At 60.2% G+C, this 16,541-nt stretch carries 12 protein-coding genes and 4 pseudogenes; 12 read left to right on the forward strand and 4 right to left on the reverse strand.

Annotation, left to right across the window (positions count from 1 at the left end):
* Positions 1–9: 9 nt before the first annotated feature.
* Positions 10–1,269 carry a TolC family protein gene (locus tag QZM72_RS23090; RefSeq protein ID WP_301739324.1) on the reverse strand — a complete coding sequence of 420 codons (1,260 nt, stop codon included), beginning with the start codon at positions 1,267–1,269 and terminating at the stop codon, positions 10–12.
* Between the two features lie 220 nt (positions 1,270–1,489).
* On the opposite strand from QZM72_RS23090, the gene irlR reads away from it, so the two are divergent.
* On the forward strand, positions 1,490–2,173 hold the full coding sequence (irlR, locus tag QZM72_RS23095; RefSeq protein WP_036056741.1) for a heavy metal response regulator transcription factor IrlR: 684 nt from the start codon (positions 1,490–1,492) through the stop codon (positions 2,171–2,173).
* Positions 2,170–3,594: a heavy metal sensor histidine kinase gene (locus QZM72_RS23100; protein WP_301739325.1), complete on the forward strand. Its 1,425-nt coding sequence runs from the start codon at positions 2,170–2,172 to the stop codon at positions 3,592–3,594. The genes irlR and QZM72_RS23100 overlap by 4 nt, the downstream gene beginning before the upstream one ends.
* Positions 3,595–3,633: 39 nt before the next feature.
* Here QZM72_RS23100 and QZM72_RS23105 read toward each other — a convergent pair whose 3' ends face one another.
* On the reverse strand, positions 3,634–3,906 hold the full coding sequence (locus QZM72_RS23105) for a DUF4148 domain-containing protein (protein WP_301739326.1): 273 nt from the start codon (positions 3,904–3,906) through the stop codon (positions 3,634–3,636).
* A gap of 649 nt (positions 3,907–4,555) precedes the next feature.
* Here QZM72_RS23105 and QZM72_RS23110 point away from each other — a divergent pair.
* Complete coding sequence (locus tag QZM72_RS23110; RefSeq protein ID WP_301739327.1) at positions 4,556–5,029, forward strand: DUF4148 domain-containing protein; 474 nt, start codon at positions 4,556–4,558, stop codon at positions 5,027–5,029.
* Positions 5,030–5,067: 38 nt separating this feature from the next.
* Here QZM72_RS23110 and QZM72_RS23115 read toward each other — a convergent pair.
* A pseudogene (locus tag QZM72_RS23115) lies at positions 5,068–5,277 on the reverse strand (integrase core domain-containing protein); the annotation flags it as partial.
* Between the two features lie 58 nt (positions 5,278–5,335).
* Here QZM72_RS23115 and QZM72_RS23120 point away from each other — a divergent pair.
* From QZM72_RS23120 to QZM72_RS23130, 3 genes and pseudogenes are all read left to right on the forward strand, one after another.
* Positions 5,336–5,746 (forward strand): DUF4148 domain-containing protein, encoded by a 411-nt coding sequence (locus QZM72_RS23120; protein ID WP_301739328.1) that lies wholly within the window; start codon positions 5,336–5,338, stop codon positions 5,744–5,746.
* 75 nt (positions 5,747–5,821) lie between these two features.
* Entirely contained in the window at positions 5,822–6,451 is a 630-nt protein-coding gene (locus tag QZM72_RS23125; protein ID WP_301739329.1) for a carbonic anhydrase, read from the forward strand.
* 39 nt (positions 6,452–6,490) lie between these two features.
* A pseudogene (locus QZM72_RS23130) lies at positions 6,491–7,975 on the forward strand (SulP family inorganic anion transporter); the annotation flags it as partial.
* Between the two features lie 324 nt (positions 7,976–8,299).
* On the opposite strand, the pseudogene QZM72_RS23135 reads toward QZM72_RS23130, so the two are convergent.
* Positions 8,300–8,761 (reverse strand): annotated as a pseudogene (locus QZM72_RS23135) (transposase); the annotation flags it as partial.
* Positions 8,762–9,253: 492 nt separating this feature from the next.
* Between QZM72_RS23135 and QZM72_RS23140 the strand changes: the two are divergent.
* The 6 genes and pseudogenes from QZM72_RS23140 to QZM72_RS23165 form a co-directional block, all read left to right on the forward strand.
* Positions 9,254–10,015: a fimbrial protein gene (locus tag QZM72_RS23140; RefSeq protein WP_301739330.1), complete on the forward strand. Its 762-nt coding sequence runs from the start codon at positions 9,254–9,256 to the stop codon at positions 10,013–10,015.
* A 130-nt stretch (positions 10,016–10,145) separates the two neighbouring features.
* Positions 10,146–10,646, forward strand: coding sequence for a CS1 type fimbrial major subunit (locus tag QZM72_RS23145; RefSeq protein WP_301739331.1), 501 nt, complete (start codon positions 10,146–10,148; stop codon positions 10,644–10,646).
* 122 nt (positions 10,647–10,768) lie between these two features.
* A complete protein-coding gene (locus QZM72_RS23150; protein ID WP_301739332.1) occupies positions 10,769–13,402 on the forward strand; it encodes a TcfC E-set like domain-containing protein in 2,634 nt (877 codons plus the stop codon).
* A gap of 379 nt (positions 13,403–13,781) precedes the next feature.
* The gene (locus tag QZM72_RS23155; RefSeq protein ID WP_301739333.1) at positions 13,782–14,885 is read left to right on the forward strand and encodes a CfaE/CblD family pilus tip adhesin; all 1,104 of its coding nucleotides are present in this window, start codon (positions 13,782–13,784) and stop codon (positions 14,883–14,885) included.
* A 490-nt stretch (positions 14,886–15,375) separates the two neighbouring features.
* Positions 15,376–16,047, forward strand: a complete 672-nt coding sequence (locus QZM72_RS23160; RefSeq protein WP_301739334.1) for a thiol:disulfide interchange protein DsbA/DsbL — start codon at positions 15,376–15,378, stop codon at positions 16,045–16,047.
* A gap of 46 nt (positions 16,048–16,093) precedes the next feature.
* Positions 16,094–16,192 (forward strand): annotated as a pseudogene (locus tag QZM72_RS23165) (transposase); the annotation flags it as partial.
* Positions 16,193–16,541: the final 349 nt, after the last annotated feature.

Below are 16,541 nucleotides of genomic sequence, written 5' to 3' on the forward strand. Positions count from 1 at the left end.
GGGGGGGCCTCAGGGTTGGACGGTCGGGGCCGCGGCGTCGAGCGGGGTGCCGAGCAGGCGGCCGAGATCCGCATCGGCGAGATGCGCGTCGGTCAGCGCGCGAATGTAGCGGGTCTGGTTGTCGAACAGCGTGCGTTGCGCGTCCAGCACGTCCAGGAACTGGAACTTGCCGAGCGCATAACCGCGCGACATGGCCTCCAGCGCCGAGCGGGCCGCCGGCAGCACGTCGCGCTTCAGGCGCTCGGCCTCCAGCGCCGAGCTGCGATAGTCCGCGTAGCGTTGCGCCAGCGCCTGCCGCTGCGCCAGGCGCGTGCCGTCGAGATCGGCGCTGGCCTGTTCCGACGAGTGGGTGGCTTCGTCGATGGCGCCGCGATTGGTGTCGAAGATCGGCAGCGGGATCGAGATGCCGACCACCGCCTGATTGTCGGCAATGCCGCCCGTCGTCACGCGCTTGTAGCCGGCGCTGATCGTGAGGTCGGGGATGCGCCGCGCGCGCTCCAGCGAGATGCGGGCATTCGATTGCCTGACCCGGGCCATCGCCTCGCGCGTGAGCGGCGCGTCCTCCAGGCGGGCGTCGAGCGCCGGCAGCGCGGATATCTCCGGCAGGCTTTCGAAGCCGTCCTCGCTGGCGCTGCCGCCCGGCCAGCCGCCGCCCAGCGCGCCGGCAAGCCGGGCGCGCGCGGCGCTCAGGTCCGCCGCGGCGCGCGTGAGCGCGATCTGGTTGGCCACCAGCGCGACGCGCGCCTTGGTCTCCTCGACCGGCGATACCTTGCCGGCACTGACGCGCTTGGCGACCAGTTCGGTGGAGCGCTCGGCGATCGCGGCCGATTCCTGGCTGACGGCGAGCGTGCGCTGGGCGGACAGGAGTCCGTAGAATGCCTGGATGACGCTGCCGCGCACGGCGGCGGACTGGGCGTCCATCGCCGCCAGCGAGGCCTCGCGGCCGTAGGCGGCGACATCGACGCGATAGCCGCGCTTGCCGGCCGTCTCGATGCGCTGGCTGATCATCGCGGTGCTGGTGCGGTCATAGCGCTTGAAGCTTTCCTGCAGGAACGACAAGTCGGGATTGGGGCGCATGCCGGCCTGCAACTGGGCACCGGCGGCGGCATTGGCCGATGCGCGGGCGCTGGTCAGCAGCGGGCTGTTCGCGTTGGCGATGCGCAATGCCTCGCCCAGCGACAGCGGCGGTGCCGTGTCGTTCGCCTGCGCGCCGGCGGGATTGGGAAGCAGCAGGGCGACGGCGAGGATGGCCAGGGGGTCGAGACGCATGAGTGAAAGAGGCATCGAGTAGCTTGGCCACCATGCTAGATGCCTGTTGCAGCGCAAACATGCGAGAAACATGAGAATTCCGTCATCTTGCCGCCAGGGGGCGTTTCTCGTGCGATGCTTGGCGCAATCCCGATCGCGCCGGGCGCGATCATCCGGGCCGGATCGACTGCGCCGACGCTGGCCGGCGCGCATCCACCCGAACCTTGCAAGGAAAGGAATCATGCGTATTCTCATCGTCGAGGATGAGCCCAAGACCGGCGCCTATCTGCGCAAGGGGCTGACGGAGGCGGGCTATGTGGTCGACTGGGTGCAGGACGGAACCACCGGCCAGCACCAGGCAGAAACCGAGGATTACGACCTGCTGGTGCTCGACGTGATGCTGCCCGGGCAGGACGGCTGGACCCTGCTGCAGAACCTGCGGCGCAGCAAGTCGACCCCGGTGCTGTTTCTCACCGCGCGCGACGACGTGGGGGACCGCGTGAAGGGGCTTGAGCTGGGCGCCGACGACTACCTGGCGAAACCCTTCGATTTCGTCGAGCTGACCGCGCGCATCAAGTCGATCCTGCGACGCGGCCAGGCGCGCGAGACGAATACCCTGAAGGTCGCCGATCTCGAACTCGACCTGACGCGCCGGAAGGCGACGCGACACGCGGATACGATCCTGCTCACCGCCAAGGAGTTCGCGCTGTTGTGGCTGCTGATGCGCCGCGAGGGGGAGATCCTGCCGCGCGCCACCATCGCCTCGCAGGTCTGGGACATGAACTTCAACAGCGATACCAACGTGGTGGATTCGGCGATCCGGCGCCTGCGCTCCAAGATCGACGACGCCTACGAACCGAAGCTGATCCACACCGTGCGCGGCATGGGTTACGTGCTCGAAGTGCGCAACCCGGTTTCGCGATGATGCAGCGCGTCGTGCCTCACACCCTGCGCGGGCGCCTGACGGTCCTCATCATCCTGTCGACCTCGGTGATCCTGGCCATGAGCGGCCTCGCGCTCTACGAGGCCCTACGCAGCCGCATCGAATCCTCGGCCGCGGAGCAGATCGACGGCATCACCGCCGCCTTGCGCCAGCACCTGGCCAAGGTCGGAACCCTCACGGATGTGCGGCTGAACCGGGACGTCTGGATCGACCAGCTTCACGGGCATTCGGCCATGGATCTCACCATCCTCGATTCGACCGGCAACGTGCTGGTCGAATCGAGGGGCTTCCGCTTCGACGCGTCGCTGCTGTCCGCGGCCGCTGCCTCGGCGGCCGTCAGCGTCGAACCGGCTCGCTCCAGCCTGCGTTATTCGATTTCCACGGTCCGTCTGGCCGGCCCCGGCGCGCCGGTGGTTCGCGTCGTGGTGCAATACGATCGCGCCGAGGACCTGTCGACCCTGCGCGCGCATGCCTACACGATCGTCGTGATCGAAGTCTGCGGCGTGGTGCTGGCCGCCGTGCTCGCCTACGGCATCGCCGGCCTCGGCCTGAATCCCCTGCGCCGCTTCGCCGTGCGCGCCGAGCAGATGTCGACCAGCCGGCTCGCGCATCCGGTGCAGGAGCTGCATGTGTCGGGCGAGCTTCGGGAACTGGAACATGCCTTCAACGGCATGCTGGCGCGGCTCGACGCATCGTTCACGCGGCTGGGCCAGTTCTCGTCGAACCTGGCGCACGACATGCGCACGCCCCTCACCAACCTGCAGGCCGCCGCGCAGGTGGCGCTCTCGCAGCCGCGCAGCGCGGACGAATACCAGGCCGTGATCGAATCGAGCATCGACGAATACCAGCGTCTGTCGCACATGATCGAGGACATGCTGTTCATCGCGCGCGCCGAGCAGGCCGGGCAGTCGCTCGATATCCGCCGGCTCGATGCGGCGGACGAGGCCGAACGCGTGGCCGGCTATTATGAGGCACTCGCGGAGGATGCGGGGGTGTCGATCGTGGTGCGGGGCCGGGCAAGCGTCGAGGCGGACCTGAGCCTGTATCAGCGCGCGCTCAGCAACCTGCTGTCGAATGCCTTGAAATACGCGCCGCGCGGCAGCGCGATCACGATCGAATGCCGGCAGCAAGGCGAAGCGGCGCTGATCGAGGTTTCGGACGTGGGGGAGGGCATTCATCCGCGGCATCTCGCGCGGATCTTCGAGCGCTTCTACCGCGTCGATCCCTCGCGGCAGAATTCCGCCTCGGGCACGGGGCTGGGGCTGGCGATCGTGAAATCGATCATGGACAACCACGGCGGCGAATGCGGCGTGGACAGCCTGCCGGGAGCGCTCACCACCTTCTGGCTTCGTTTTCCCGGCGCGACGGGCGAGGCCGCCTCGGGCCCGGGCCGCGCGGCCTGAAGCGGGGCGATATCGCGAGCGTTCCCCGCGGGGCGGCGCTCAACGCGAGCCGAGCTTGTCGTGTGCGTCCACCTTCGGATCGGATTCGCGGGGATGCACGGTCATGCCGTGCAGGTCCTTGTTGCGCTTGACCATGTCCGTGCTCGGCGGATATTGCGTCTTGCCCGCCGGCACGGCGCCCTCGTGTTGCGCGACCTTCAGCTCGTCGACGACATCCGTGCGCGATTTGCCTTGTGCCTGCGCGGCTTGGCTGGCCGCGCCGATCGACATGGCGGCGGTGACGAACAGGACCGCATAACGAATCGACTTCATGACTGGCTCCTTGGGATGGGCTCGCCGGGTGGCGAGTCGTGTGGCCAGTATGGGCAGGCAGCCGTGCGTGATCGTGACTCGAAAATGAAAAATGCGTCATGAGATGCCGATGAGGAAAATCTCATTCCGGTTTCATGTCCGTGCCAGGTCGGGGATCGAAAATCCGGCGTCATGCCGTGTGGTGGAGCGCTTGATCGAGACGCCACCTCCACTTTGAATCGCGAACCTCCCGGAGATCGGTCATGTCTCGAGTCGGCTGTCGCTTGCTTGTGTTAATCGGTCCGATCGCCTTGGTATTGATGAGCAGATGCGCATCGAATATAGCCGGCGTTACGCGCTAAGCAAGCGGCGGATACCGCGGGCGGGCATCAATGGCGAACGAGCAAGCGGACTATGCAGGGCATCGCTGCGGCAGCCGTTACGCCTACGTCAAGGTCCATCCTTGTGCTTTTTCCTCCGGCCCTAGCCTGGATGGACGCCAACATGACGGATATCTCATGTTCGGATCATGCCAGCGCAGCGGTGCGCGGCAAGAATGGATGCATCGAGGCCGAATCGGATACACCACGATGAAGAACACATGTTGCCTTTCGCTTGGCCCTGGCCTTGCATGGGCTATCTTGGGATGGGCCGAGCACGCGACGGCCAATTGAAGACTCGCGCCGACGTCGGGCAGGAACTGCTGCGGGTCCGGCACGACGGCTACCTTCCCAACCGACGGACGAATTACCTCCCCGATGCGTCGATGGTGGCGAGAACCGGAAGTTGTATCGCCTCATGGTCCATTGCGGCGAAAGCTCGTCGGGATTCGACGAGCACGATAGGCGTGACCTGGCAGGCCAGCCGGCCAAATGAACTATCGCGTCGGCAATGGACCTGCGATGACGGGACGATATATCGAATCACTATGGAGTCGGGGATGCGCATGTCGAAGTGGATAGGCCTGTCAATTCTGATCGTGTCGATGAATGCCGTGGCGGAAGCTTGGCCTGAACGCTGGATCGATCACGAACCGACGCACCGGCGAAACCAGAATGGCGTGACGAACGACCAGGACGAGCCGAAACCGCAGGCGAGCCAGCAACCCGCGCCGGTTGCCAGAGAGGTGGGCTCGCTCATTTGAACGGTTTTCTGGGATTTTTAGTGGAGCGCTCGAGGCAATCATGCTGTCGATTGGAGCGCGGGCAGCGTCGCGAAGTCTGCCTCGTCGGCGCCTGATCCGCCAGGCTCGAATGAGGCCGTTTCCGGTTGTACAACTCGACGTAATCGCCGATGGAGCGCCGGGTGTGGCTGCCTGCCCGACTCGTAGGCTTTCAGATACACCTCTTCGCGCTTGACGCTGCGCCACACCCGCTCAACGAACACGTTATTGCTCCGGGCCTCCGCAGCTGCGACAAACCGGCGCACCCCTTCAAAAACATGGAACGTAATGAAAGTGAAAGGTATCTTACAAATTCTCACTCACCTGAAAGGAAGCGTTATGAGTTCCAAACTATTGACGGCCACTATTCTGATTGCCGCACTTTCCCCACTGTCGATTCCGTCGGTTCAGGCTCAAGGGCTCACTCGAGAACAGGTCAAGGCTGAACTTGCCGAACTCCGGGCCCTAGGTTACCGCTCCACGGCGGAAGACCCAAATTACCCAGAGCACGTGCAAGAAATAATGGCGAAGTTGCACGAAAAGCGCATGCAAGAGCGCATCAAAGCGGGCGAGCAAGTTTTACCGGCAGTGAATTCGGTCGACAATCGCGAGGCGATGGCGCCCGAAGCAGATAGGACTGCTGATCAAGACAAATGCGTGGGCCCGATCAGCTTCTGTAATCCGTACTTCGGCTCCTGACATATTGAGCATGGCTGACGGTGGAGCGGACTGTTCCTCCGCTCCTTGACAGCCATTCGACTACGGAGATACGCAATGATTCGACCCAAAAGCATACTGGCTGCCAACGCCGCTTGGGCCCGCGAGACATACGAACGCACGCCCGACTTCTTTGACGTGCTCGCGCGCGGCCAGAATCCGCGCGTGCTTTGGATCGGCTGCTCGGACAGCCGTGTGCCGGCCGAGGCCATCACGCATAGCGCGCCCGGAGATCTATTCGTCCATCGCAACATCGCGAACCTGTTCCAGCCCGACGACGACAACTGCGCGAGCGTGCTTGAGTACGCGGTGCGGATGCTCAACGTCGATCACGTGATCGTTTGCGGGCATTACGGCTGCGGCGGCGTGCACGCTGCGCTGATGCCGCCGTCGGCCGACCTGCCGCACGTCAGCCGTCGGATCGCGCCGCTGTGCGCGCTCGCGCGCCGCCACCGCGACACGCTCGCTGGCCTCGACGGCGCGGCGGTGGCCGACCGTCTTGCCGAGCTTAACGTGCTCGAACAGGTCCGATTGCTACGTAAGTCGCCGATCGTGCGAGACCGCGAACGGCCGCCGCTCGTGCACGGCTGGATTTTTTCGCTGACCGACGGACGTCTCAAGGAGTTGTCATCGGGTTACGAGGGCGCGTCGGCCGTTCCTGCCGAACTCGCCCGGTTGCCCGACTGACCGCACGCCACCCTAGTACGCATTCAGAATCGTTTCGACATGACGTTAAAAGACCGAATTGCCCCACTGCCGCGCGATGTTGTTGCCGGCATCGTCGTCTTCCTTGTCGCGCTACCGCTTTGTCTCGGTATTGCCAATGCGTCCGGCGTGGAGCCGTTCGCCGGACTCGTGTCCGGCATCGTTGGCGGACTCATCGTTGCGCTCCTGAGCGGCTCGTCGCTTTCCGTCAGCGGCCCTGCCGCCGGGCTCGTTGTGATCATCGTTGAAGGCATTGCGCAACTTGGCAGCTTCTCGGCGTTCCTGCTCGCCGTGCTGTTGTCCGGCATCCTGCAGTTCGGCTTCGGGATGCTGCGCGCCGGCCGCTTCGCCGCCTATGTGCCGTCGCCCGTCATCAAGGGCATGCTTGCGGCGATTGGGTTACTGCTGATTGTCAAGCAGGTGCCGTTCGCGCTCGGCATTGGCGGTGGCGTCGAGCAGCCCCTCTCCGCGCTGCCTGGCCTCCCCGCCGCGTGGATCGCGGCTGCGGTCACGCTCGTATCGCTAGCGCTACTGGTCGCGTGGGATATGTCCGCGCTGCGCCGCTTCGCCCTGGTGCGCGCGGTGCCGGCGCCGCTCGCGGTCGTCGTGCTCGGCATCGGCACGACGCTGGCGCTCGGCCTGCTAGCGCCAGCGTTCGCGCTGGGCGTCGCGCACCGGGTCGCACTGCCTGAGTTCGCGTCGTTCGCTGCCTTTGCTGGATCGCTGAAGCACGCTGAATTCGGCCCCAATTTTTCGCAACTGCTGAATCCTGCGGTCTGGCAGGTCGCGATCACGCTCGCCATCGTTGCCAGCCTCGAGACACTGCTAAGCCTCGAAGCGGTCGAGCAGATCGACCCGAAGCGCCGTTCGGTTCAGCCGGATCGCGAACTGAAAGCGCAGGGTGTTGGCAACCTCGTCGCTGGCATGGTGGGTGGGCTGCCGATCACGTCGGTGATCGTGCGCAGCGCGGCCAACGTCAATGCGGGCGCGCAAAGCCGTCTGTCGGCGATTGTGCACGGCGTGCTGCTGCTCGTCAGCGTGTTCGCGCTCACCGGCCTGATCAACCTGATCCCGCTCGCAAGCCTCGCGGCAATCCTGATCCACACCGGCTTCAAGCTCGCCAAGCCGGCGCTTTTCCGCTCGGTGATAAAACAGGGGCCGGCCGCGTTCGTGCCGTTCGCGGCGACGATTGCGGGTGTGCTGGCGATCGACCTGCTGTTCGGCATCGCGCTCGGCTTTGCGTGCAGCGTGCTGGCCGTCGCCGTCGCGAACCTGAAGAGCCCCGTCACGCTCGCGCAGCATGACGATCACTTCCTGCTGTCGTTCCGCAAGGACGTGTCATTTCTCGGCAAGGTGCAGGTCAAGCATCACCTGCGCCACATTCCCGATCGCGCGGCGGTGATCATAGACACGACCCGCGCCGACTACATCGACCACGACGTGCTCGAGCTGCTCGATGCGTTCATCGCTGACGCCCCGCGACGCGGCATCACGGTCGAGTATCGTCACTGCACCGCTTCGCAAAATGGCGATGTCTCTCTGGTGCAGAGTAAGCACTCGATCAGCACCGTAACGTAGGTTGACGACGACGGAGAGTGAGCCACTACGGATTGACGATGAGGCGGGCCTGCCGGCTCATGAAGCAGCCACATAGCGTCCAGTACCACCGCAGCGTTGAGGATCCCCGTCCTGAGTTGCATTCGCGTGTGCGCGAGATTGCGTACACCTGGGTGCTCGAGCAGATCGCTGGTGCTACGCTTCTCCCGGCCTGGCCTGGCAGCGTGGCCAGATGTTCCGTGTGCACCAGCGCAACTTCTCCGGAATCAGTGACAGCACCACACCCAATTCTGAGAGCTGGCCTCCCAACCGGTTGTAGATCGCGGTCCGCTCTTCAACGAAGCCCTGTCGTGCCCGATGCAGGTAAAGTATTGCCTGCTGATGTTCGTCCTTCAGCGGCACGAAACGCATGCTCGGGCGCGCGACCGCTTCGCAGGTCGCAGCAGCATCCGCTGTGTTGTTCTTGCCGCGCTTGCCCGACATGCGATAAGGCGCGACCAGACTGTGCGCCGTGAGCTCGACCGTATGGCCGTGCTGCTGGAACAGGCGTGCCCAATGATGCGCGCCGGAGCAGGCCTCCATGCCGATGAGGCACGCTGGCAACTGCGCAATCAACGTCGGCAGGTGATCGCGCAGAACACGAGGCTTGATGATCATCGCTTTACCGGTTTCGTTCACGCCGTGAACGGCGAAGACATTCTTGGCAAGATCGATTCCGATAGTGACAATAGGCATGGACTTCCCTTCTCGCTGGTGTCGATGAACATTCGCAACTTCATCCTGGCAAATTGATGCCGACTCGCGGCTTTCGCCGCAGCCTCTGGACGAGGACGTCCCTTTCATTTTCTATGTCTCGGAGCAACTCCGGATCTCACTGTCAGATTTAAGAATCTTCTGATTTTTTTAGGCGAGCGCGATAGGCAAAATACCTGTGTCTTATGCTTCAGCGGCCCCCCAACGGGACGTAGCAATCCCGACTGCTTTGCCATGAGAATCGAGGGCCTCTTTTCTCTAGAGGTTGGATCGGAAGGCAAAGCGCCCGCTTTGACTCTGCGGGTGGCCTAAGCCGATAAAACGGTTTATTTTTTATATGGGTTAATTACTGGTTCTGAAATAGTTCTGAGAATTATCTCCGTGCTGTTGCTCTGCTGTGCGCCTGAGTGTGGAGCCGTCAATCATTTGTGGATATGTACTTTATCATTCATGTCCAATTCTTGGGTGTAGACCGTGAAAATACTTTTTTCAGATTACTGGGCTCCAGTGGTTGCTGGAGGTGTGCTCTTCGTATTTTCGGCATTACTCTCACCGGTCACCGCGAACATGCTCGTGTCGCCGATGACCAGCTCTATTGATACAAAATCGAAGAGTGCCTCACAGTTGCGCGTGTATTCAAAGTCAGATTCAACGCAGTACGTCAAGGTCGTAGTCAAGCGAGTGGCCAATCCTGGGACAGAGCAGGAAGTTGAGGAAAATACCCCTCGCTCAGGTGCGGGTGGGGTGACGGTTTCACCGAGCAAGTTCGCGTTGCCTGCGGGCGGATCGCGTCTCGTTCGTGTAATTGCCTTGGGCAGTCCTGCGAAAGAGGAGTTGTACCGAGTGCACTTCGAGCCTGTGGCTGCACCAGTAGATGCGGCGAGTGAGTCGACCGAGAGTATCGACAGCAATGTTGATTTCGGCTTGGTCTGGGCGCCGCTGGTTCGCGTACTACCCAGCGCTCGCCTGCCCGACATGATGGTGGCGGGTGGGGTGCTCAAGAATACCGGGAATATGCGTCTTGCCGTGCTCGAAGCGGGGGTCTGCGATTCGGAGAAGCCCGAGGCCAAATGTGATTGGCAGCCGATCAAGCGAAGTGTTTATCCCGATCAGTCTCTCAAACTGCCGCACGCTGCAAAAGGTGATGTGTGGCAATTCAAGTATCGCCTTGATGGTGTCGCTGACGTGAAGCAGAACGCTGTGCGAAGCGATGTAGTCGAGGTGCCTGGCGCTTAGAGCAGCAGAAAGTCATCGATGATGCGTGAACTGGTGTTTATGGCTCGATGTCCTGGGTGTGTCGCGGCTCTTGGCGTATCTATAGTGCTCGTAAGAGCATTCTTTAAAACTATCCTAAAAGGGTATTTATATGTTTCTGAAAGTTATTCCCGTGGCCGCTGCTGCAGCGTTGTCGATGTCGGCCTTCGCCGTTGAGAAGGAAATCACCGTGACGGCGCAAATTGACCCGGCCATCGAGCTGCTCTCGCCGGCAGGTGATGCGCTGCCGAGCGATTTGCCCATGCAGTACGTGCCGGGCAAAGGCCTGATCGTTGAAAAATTCGATGCCAAGATCTTCTCGAACGATAATAAGAACGACATCCAAATTCGACTGCAAACCGAGCCGAAGCTCACGCATACGACCGATCCCGCTGCTACTCCAATCGATCTGACGGTTAGCGTCGATGGCGCCGCGCTGACCACCACGGGGACCACGCTGAAAGCGGCGGATCTGTTTACCGGGGCCGATGTGAACTCGAGGTCGCTGACGTTTTCGATTGCACAAAAGAAGCCTGACGCTGTAGCGACACCCGGTCTGTACCGTGGTCCGGTGCGTTTGATTGTGACGACTGCGGCAGCAACAGCTCCCTAATTCGCCTCTACACGATTAGGAGAGGGGGCTAGGCCCCCTCGTGCTTTGTTCGACATTCCTAGCCACTTTGACCAATGCCAAGTTTTCGTCTCCGAAAATCTCTGCTCGCATGCTTGAGCGCTATGTGTGTGGGTGATCTCGCATCGCCAGCACAAGCGTTCGCTGGTGTGCCGGAGGGATTTGAAGAGATTGTGTTGGGTGGTGAAGAACGAATCGAAGTCAAGCTTCTCGGTCGAACCCTCGGGCTGTATCGTGCTCACGTGACACCGGACACGGTGCGTATCGAGGAGCCCGAGCGCCTCTTGCGTGCTGTTTCCGATTTTGCTGATGTGGAGAAGTACGGCGCTGAACTCAGTGACGCTTTGGCAACCGCCATGCCCCGCAATAGCCATTTGGCAAGTGATGGGCAAGCCGGTGGCATGTACATTGAGACGAAAACGGCGGCCTTCATCTATGACGAGAGCAATGGTGTTCTCAATCTTTTTCTATCACCTACGTGGATTCGTGAAACGCAGAGCGATAGTCGATTCCATGAAATCACCTCTTCGACGCATAGCGCATTGGTTCATAATCAAACGCTGAATGTTTCAACGGGGAAGAATTACCGCAGTCTGAGCGTCTCCGGTACTGGGGCGCTGGGGCTGAGTGAAAAGAGCTTTATTGGCGGGAATTGGGATTTCTCTCATTCTAGCTATATTGCAGGCGCGCGTAGCGAGATGCGCGTGCGGGATTTGTACTACCGCCACGATTTGGGGGTGGAGCATTACGCACAAGCCGGGCGAATGGATGGTCGTAACCTGGCGAGCCGCTTGGGCGGTAACTTTGGTTTCTCGATGTTACCCACTGGCACCATCGATGGTGTCCGTGTTGGCACCACAATGGCGTACACCAACGCGGCAGTCGCTGCGCGTGGCACACCGGTGACCATTTTGCTTTCGCGTGAGGCGCGAGTCGATGCCTATCGGGGGAATGAGCTGCTCGGGACGTTTTATTTTCGATCTGGTATTAATACGCTGGATACGAGCCAGTTCCCCGAGGGATCGTATCTAGTGACCATGCGCGTATTCGAGGACGGGGTTCAAGTCCGCACGCAGAGCAGCCCCTTCTCGAAGACTGGCGGTGGTCCGGGTGCGGGCACAACGCAGTGGTTCGCTCAGATCGGGCGGGCGGCGGAATCGGGCGATATCACGCGCTCTGGTGTGGTTGCCGCCGCCGGGGTGCGCGTTCCGCTGCCAGGTGCGGTTTCGCTCACCAGTGGGCTGTCCACGCAGCGCGGTAAGTTGTTCTCCGAGACGTCGATCGCGTGGACGCATATATTTCCCATTGGGGCGTTCTCGCTGAGCGGTGCATACTTCTTTGGCACGGATGGCACACGGGGAAATACGCAAAGTCTCTCGCTGAGTAACGGCATTTCGTGGAGCGTATACCGATATCAGGTCCGGGCTGCGCAGCCGGGGGACGTTCCTGCGTATCGGGCGGTTGGATCGTACGACACAATCACTGCGTCGGCTTCCATGCCGTTAGGGCGTTGGTCGGCGATGTTCGGCTATACGTTTAACAAAAGTCTGGGACGAACGAATGACTATGCCGACGCGGTGAACGATCGGCCCTGGTACGCCAAGCCAAAGCACGTGAGTGGAAATCGCGTGTCGCGCGCGATGCAGCTTGAACTCTCGCGCACCGATATGTGGCGTGGGGTGAGCTTTAGCTCCCGGGTTGGTGTGTTTGCGCGTCACGATTCGAGGAGCCCGCGAGATCATGGGTTTTACGTCGGTGTTTCGATGTCTCATGCAAAGCCAGCGAGCGCGGAGGGTGGTATGTCTTCCTATACCTCGGGCGGAGTGGATGTGCGGGCGAACCGTCAAGATACGTCGGTCAACTACGCTGCGAGCCAAAATTGGGCGTGGCAGGGTAATGCGTATCGTGAGGTCGGTGTTGACCTCTCCGGAACGGGCGCGAAGAGCGCTTCCGTTCGCATCAGTGGTCGTACATCGGGAAACAAGTACGGAAACGCCAACGGCGCGATTGTGAACAGCTACAACAAGCAGTTTGGTAACTCGCTGTCGTTTAGCGGAAGCTATGTGTCCTCCTTGGCCGTGAGTCGAGACGGGGTGATGCTCGGTGGAGCCAATATGCAAGGAGAGCCCATGGCGGGGGTGGCGGTTCGTGTGAGCGCTCAGGATGACACGAGGGGGCCGGCGGCTGAGGTAAGCTCATCAAGCGGGCGCGGTGTTCGGGTGAACTTCGGCGAAAGCATGCTCATGCCGGTGCAGGCGTTTTCGCCAGTGTCCCTGGAAGTCCGAGACGTGAGTGGGCATGATGCGGGCGCGGTTGCCACGAGTGTGGTCGAAGGGCTTGGGCGCCGCGAGTTGTTCCTGATCCCGGGGCGGCTCACAACGCGAGACGTGGAGTCCAAGGCGGTCTATACGTATGTCGGGCAAGCGTTGGATCCTAACGGTATGCCGCTTGCGGATAGTGTGATTCTGAATGGACCTTCTGCATCATTAGATGACGCCGGCGGCTTTGTCGCTGAGTTTGATCGGAAGGAGTCGGACCTGTACATCGCTGATGGCACCTCCATCATGAAGTGTCCGCTGCAGGTGAAGGACAAACGAGATGTATTGATGATGGTAGGTGAGGTGCGTTGTGAGTTGACCAGTGTTGGCGACCTGCCCGCGGAGATTAAGAAGCAGGCCCGTGTTAGGCGTGTGCTGGAGCGGCGCTATGTGCTCTCCGAAGATCGGGGCAGTAAGTGAGCGGGGATCGGCTCGGTGGGAGGAGCTAATCCCAATGCGTAGAGCATAAGCTGCGTTGCTACGTGGGGCGACGCAGCTTCCTCGGTCCTATTGCGATGGGGTCTCGGTGAGCCGGAATTTTGACCGTATTCCGCTCGAATGTGCTCCCGCAGCGAATAGGTCGGAGGACGTAAGATTCAAAGTCAGAATCTTCTGATATTCAGGGTTGCTCAGTTGCAATGGACAGATCAATCATTTTCGCACGCGGGCGGGCGACTGCGAGTGTCTGCCTGAAACGCTGGCCGGCCTGCACTTCGTCTTCTTTGTCTCGTTGATGCTTGCTCGCGCTGTTCGGTATTTGTTGAAAGTGCACAACATGCTCTAAAGATCACATGTCACTATGAATTTTCTTCACGTTTTTCTATTAATCCAGCTGCTTTCCGTTGTCCTCATGCTTGCGCCACAGGCAGCATCTGCACAAGAAGTTATTCCCCTCAACTGGCATGACAGAATCGAAAAGAGCTTTGATCTTGATTCGCCTCCGACGATTCAGATTTGGAACGAGAGGATTGTCGGGAGCAGTGAGCCGCACAGGACAAGCTATTTTGTTTGTAAATCGGACAGCGATCCCCAGTTCGGCGCGTGTGCCACTAAGCCAGAGTGGGCCGCTAGCGGCAGCACTTCGGTTGAGTTGCTATTCATCGAAACCAGGTCGAATGCTCAACAAAAGCTGGTAGTCCAAGGCAATCGGCGCGCTGCAGGCAGACGGTATAAGCTTCACACGGGAATCTTCGGGGGAGGGAACTTGTCCGCTTCCCTTTGGGTTGACGCGAGCGAATTGCGTAAACTCCCGTTTGGCGGAATTTGGAATGCGACGCTGAAATTTAATCAGGGAAACTGGCGCCGCTCCGACACGCTCGTCGTTGCAGAACCCACTGTGGAGTTTACGCTGCACGTAACCGACACCAAGAACGTCCAGATTTATCTGCCCGATCACAGCACAACAACGCCCACGGTAGATCTCGGATTGAGTCAGCCAAATGGCCGCGACTCCCGAACCACTGGCCGTCGAAGTATCGACATGTGTTTGTACGATGGTTTCGGTTCGAACAGTTCGTGGTTCGATGTCACGTTGAAGGATGATCTTGGTGCCTTGCGGCGGAAGCCGGGTAGCTTCTCCGTGGTTCGCCATGGGACTTCCGGTGAGTTTCATGATCGCATCGACTACGGGGTGTCGTATTTACATGAGGGGCAGCAAAAGGCACTCAACAATGGCGAAACGATTCGCTTGAGCGGAGGAAGTGGGACGGGACTCAGGTCAGTACACCTACCGAATATTCTCGTTGCTGTGATGTGTAAGCCGATGCCTTTGACACTCGAGACACCCGAGTTCAACGCGAAAGATAAGCGTGCCGGAAGTTACTCGGGAAAACTGCGCATCATCTCTCGCCGTCGGCGCAAAGCCTGTAGCCACTGCTGCGGACCGCATCGTGATTGCCGATGAGTAAGATCCATGAGACGCGGCCTATCAGAATTTCCGTGTTCGAGGCGGGTTGAGCATGGTCTGCCGGCAATCATATGGGTGGTGAAGGCAACGAAGGATGAGGGCGGAGATGCAGGTGGGCATCTGCTCATAAGGCAGGTTCGCGGTATCACTTTGGCGCACGGTGTCGAATACGGGTAGTGCTACAGGTGCAAGCCCTTCCAGTGCAGCGGCTGGTGCGCGAATATGCCTGCGGTGTATGAGCCCTTTAGGGGCTTGGTATGGAGCAGTACCGTGTGGGTACCAGGCCGATGCCAAGATGTCTGCCACTGCGCGTGCTCGTCCGTCGATGGTGCGATTTCGTAATGCAATCGTGGATGGATTCGACGCATTCCCGGTATGGCCCAGCCTCGCCACATCGAACACGCGTGCGGGACGGTTGGCATGCTTTCATGCGTGTGGCCCGACCGGTTGTACCGAACGAAATCTGTGAACGGAAATACACTGTCCCATGAAAAATCTGCTTGGCATTCTTCTTCTGATTATTAACATGCCAGCCGGCTTCGCATCGGCCTCTCCACACGCGCGTGTTGCCGGCACAGACTATGAGGTGATGAAGCCGGCAGTACCCGTCTCGGCACCGGCTGGCAAGATTGAGGTCATCGTATTCTTCTGGTATGGCTGCAGACATTGCCAATCCCTCGAATCAGCAATTCAGCCGTGGGTAAAGAGAAACGCCGATAAGGTCGAATTTAAGCGAATACCAGTCGCATTTCGTCCCAACTATGTTCCGCATTCGCAACTTTTCTACGCACTGTCTGCGCTTGGCGTCTCCGATAAGATCTCGCCAGCAATTTTCGACTCTATTCTGAAGCAACGAAACTATCTCCTTACGCCGCAAGCGCAGGCCGATTTTCTTGAGACGCAAGGAGTCGAAAAATCGAAATTCTTGGCTGCATACAACTCGTTTGGCGTACATGGGCAAGTCCGCCAGTCGATTGAATTGACGAAGCGCTATTCGATAAGCGGCGTGCCGACGATTGTGATTCATGGGAAGTACAAAACAGGACCTGCCTATACGAAAAACCTCGAAGGGGCGGTTCAGGTTACTGACTACCTTGTGCAGCAGCTCGGGAAGCAACAAGGCGGGCTGACTCAGGGCGCGACGTCCCCCAGCCCTTGAGTAGCACGACGCTTTAGAATTCAATCACGCAGTCAGGAGATTGGGCATGAAGAAACGATTCACCGAAGAGCAGATTATTGGTTTCCTGCGCGAGGCGGAGGCCGGCTTGCCGGTCAAGGAGCTCTGCCGACAGCATGGCTTTTCCTAGGGAAACGCTGATTAATAGGCCAACGCGCGAGCTTGTCGGCGGTGCTGACGCGCAAATTCCGGATGCCGAAGTGAAGCGCAGCGAATTCGGGGAAGTTTGTCCCGGGAAAACGCCTCATTTCCTGCATTTTTCATACACGTGACGGACTACTCCCGTGAACCGACCGAAACCGGTTTTGCGCAATCACCAAGTTCGCCAAAGCGAACAGGCTGAACAGTTGGGGCCTGTCCGTAATTTCGTGTTCGAGGCATATTCTTGTCCCAAGGAGAACGTATGCCTCGCAAACCGAAAGCCAAGCTGGCAGAACTGCCGGCGATTCCCGCTGAGCTGCTGGAGCAGTTCGGCA

Source organism: Burkholderia sp. AU45388 (assembly GCF_030481585.1).
GTDB lineage: Bacteria > Pseudomonadota > Gammaproteobacteria > Burkholderiales > Burkholderiaceae > Burkholderia > Burkholderia sola.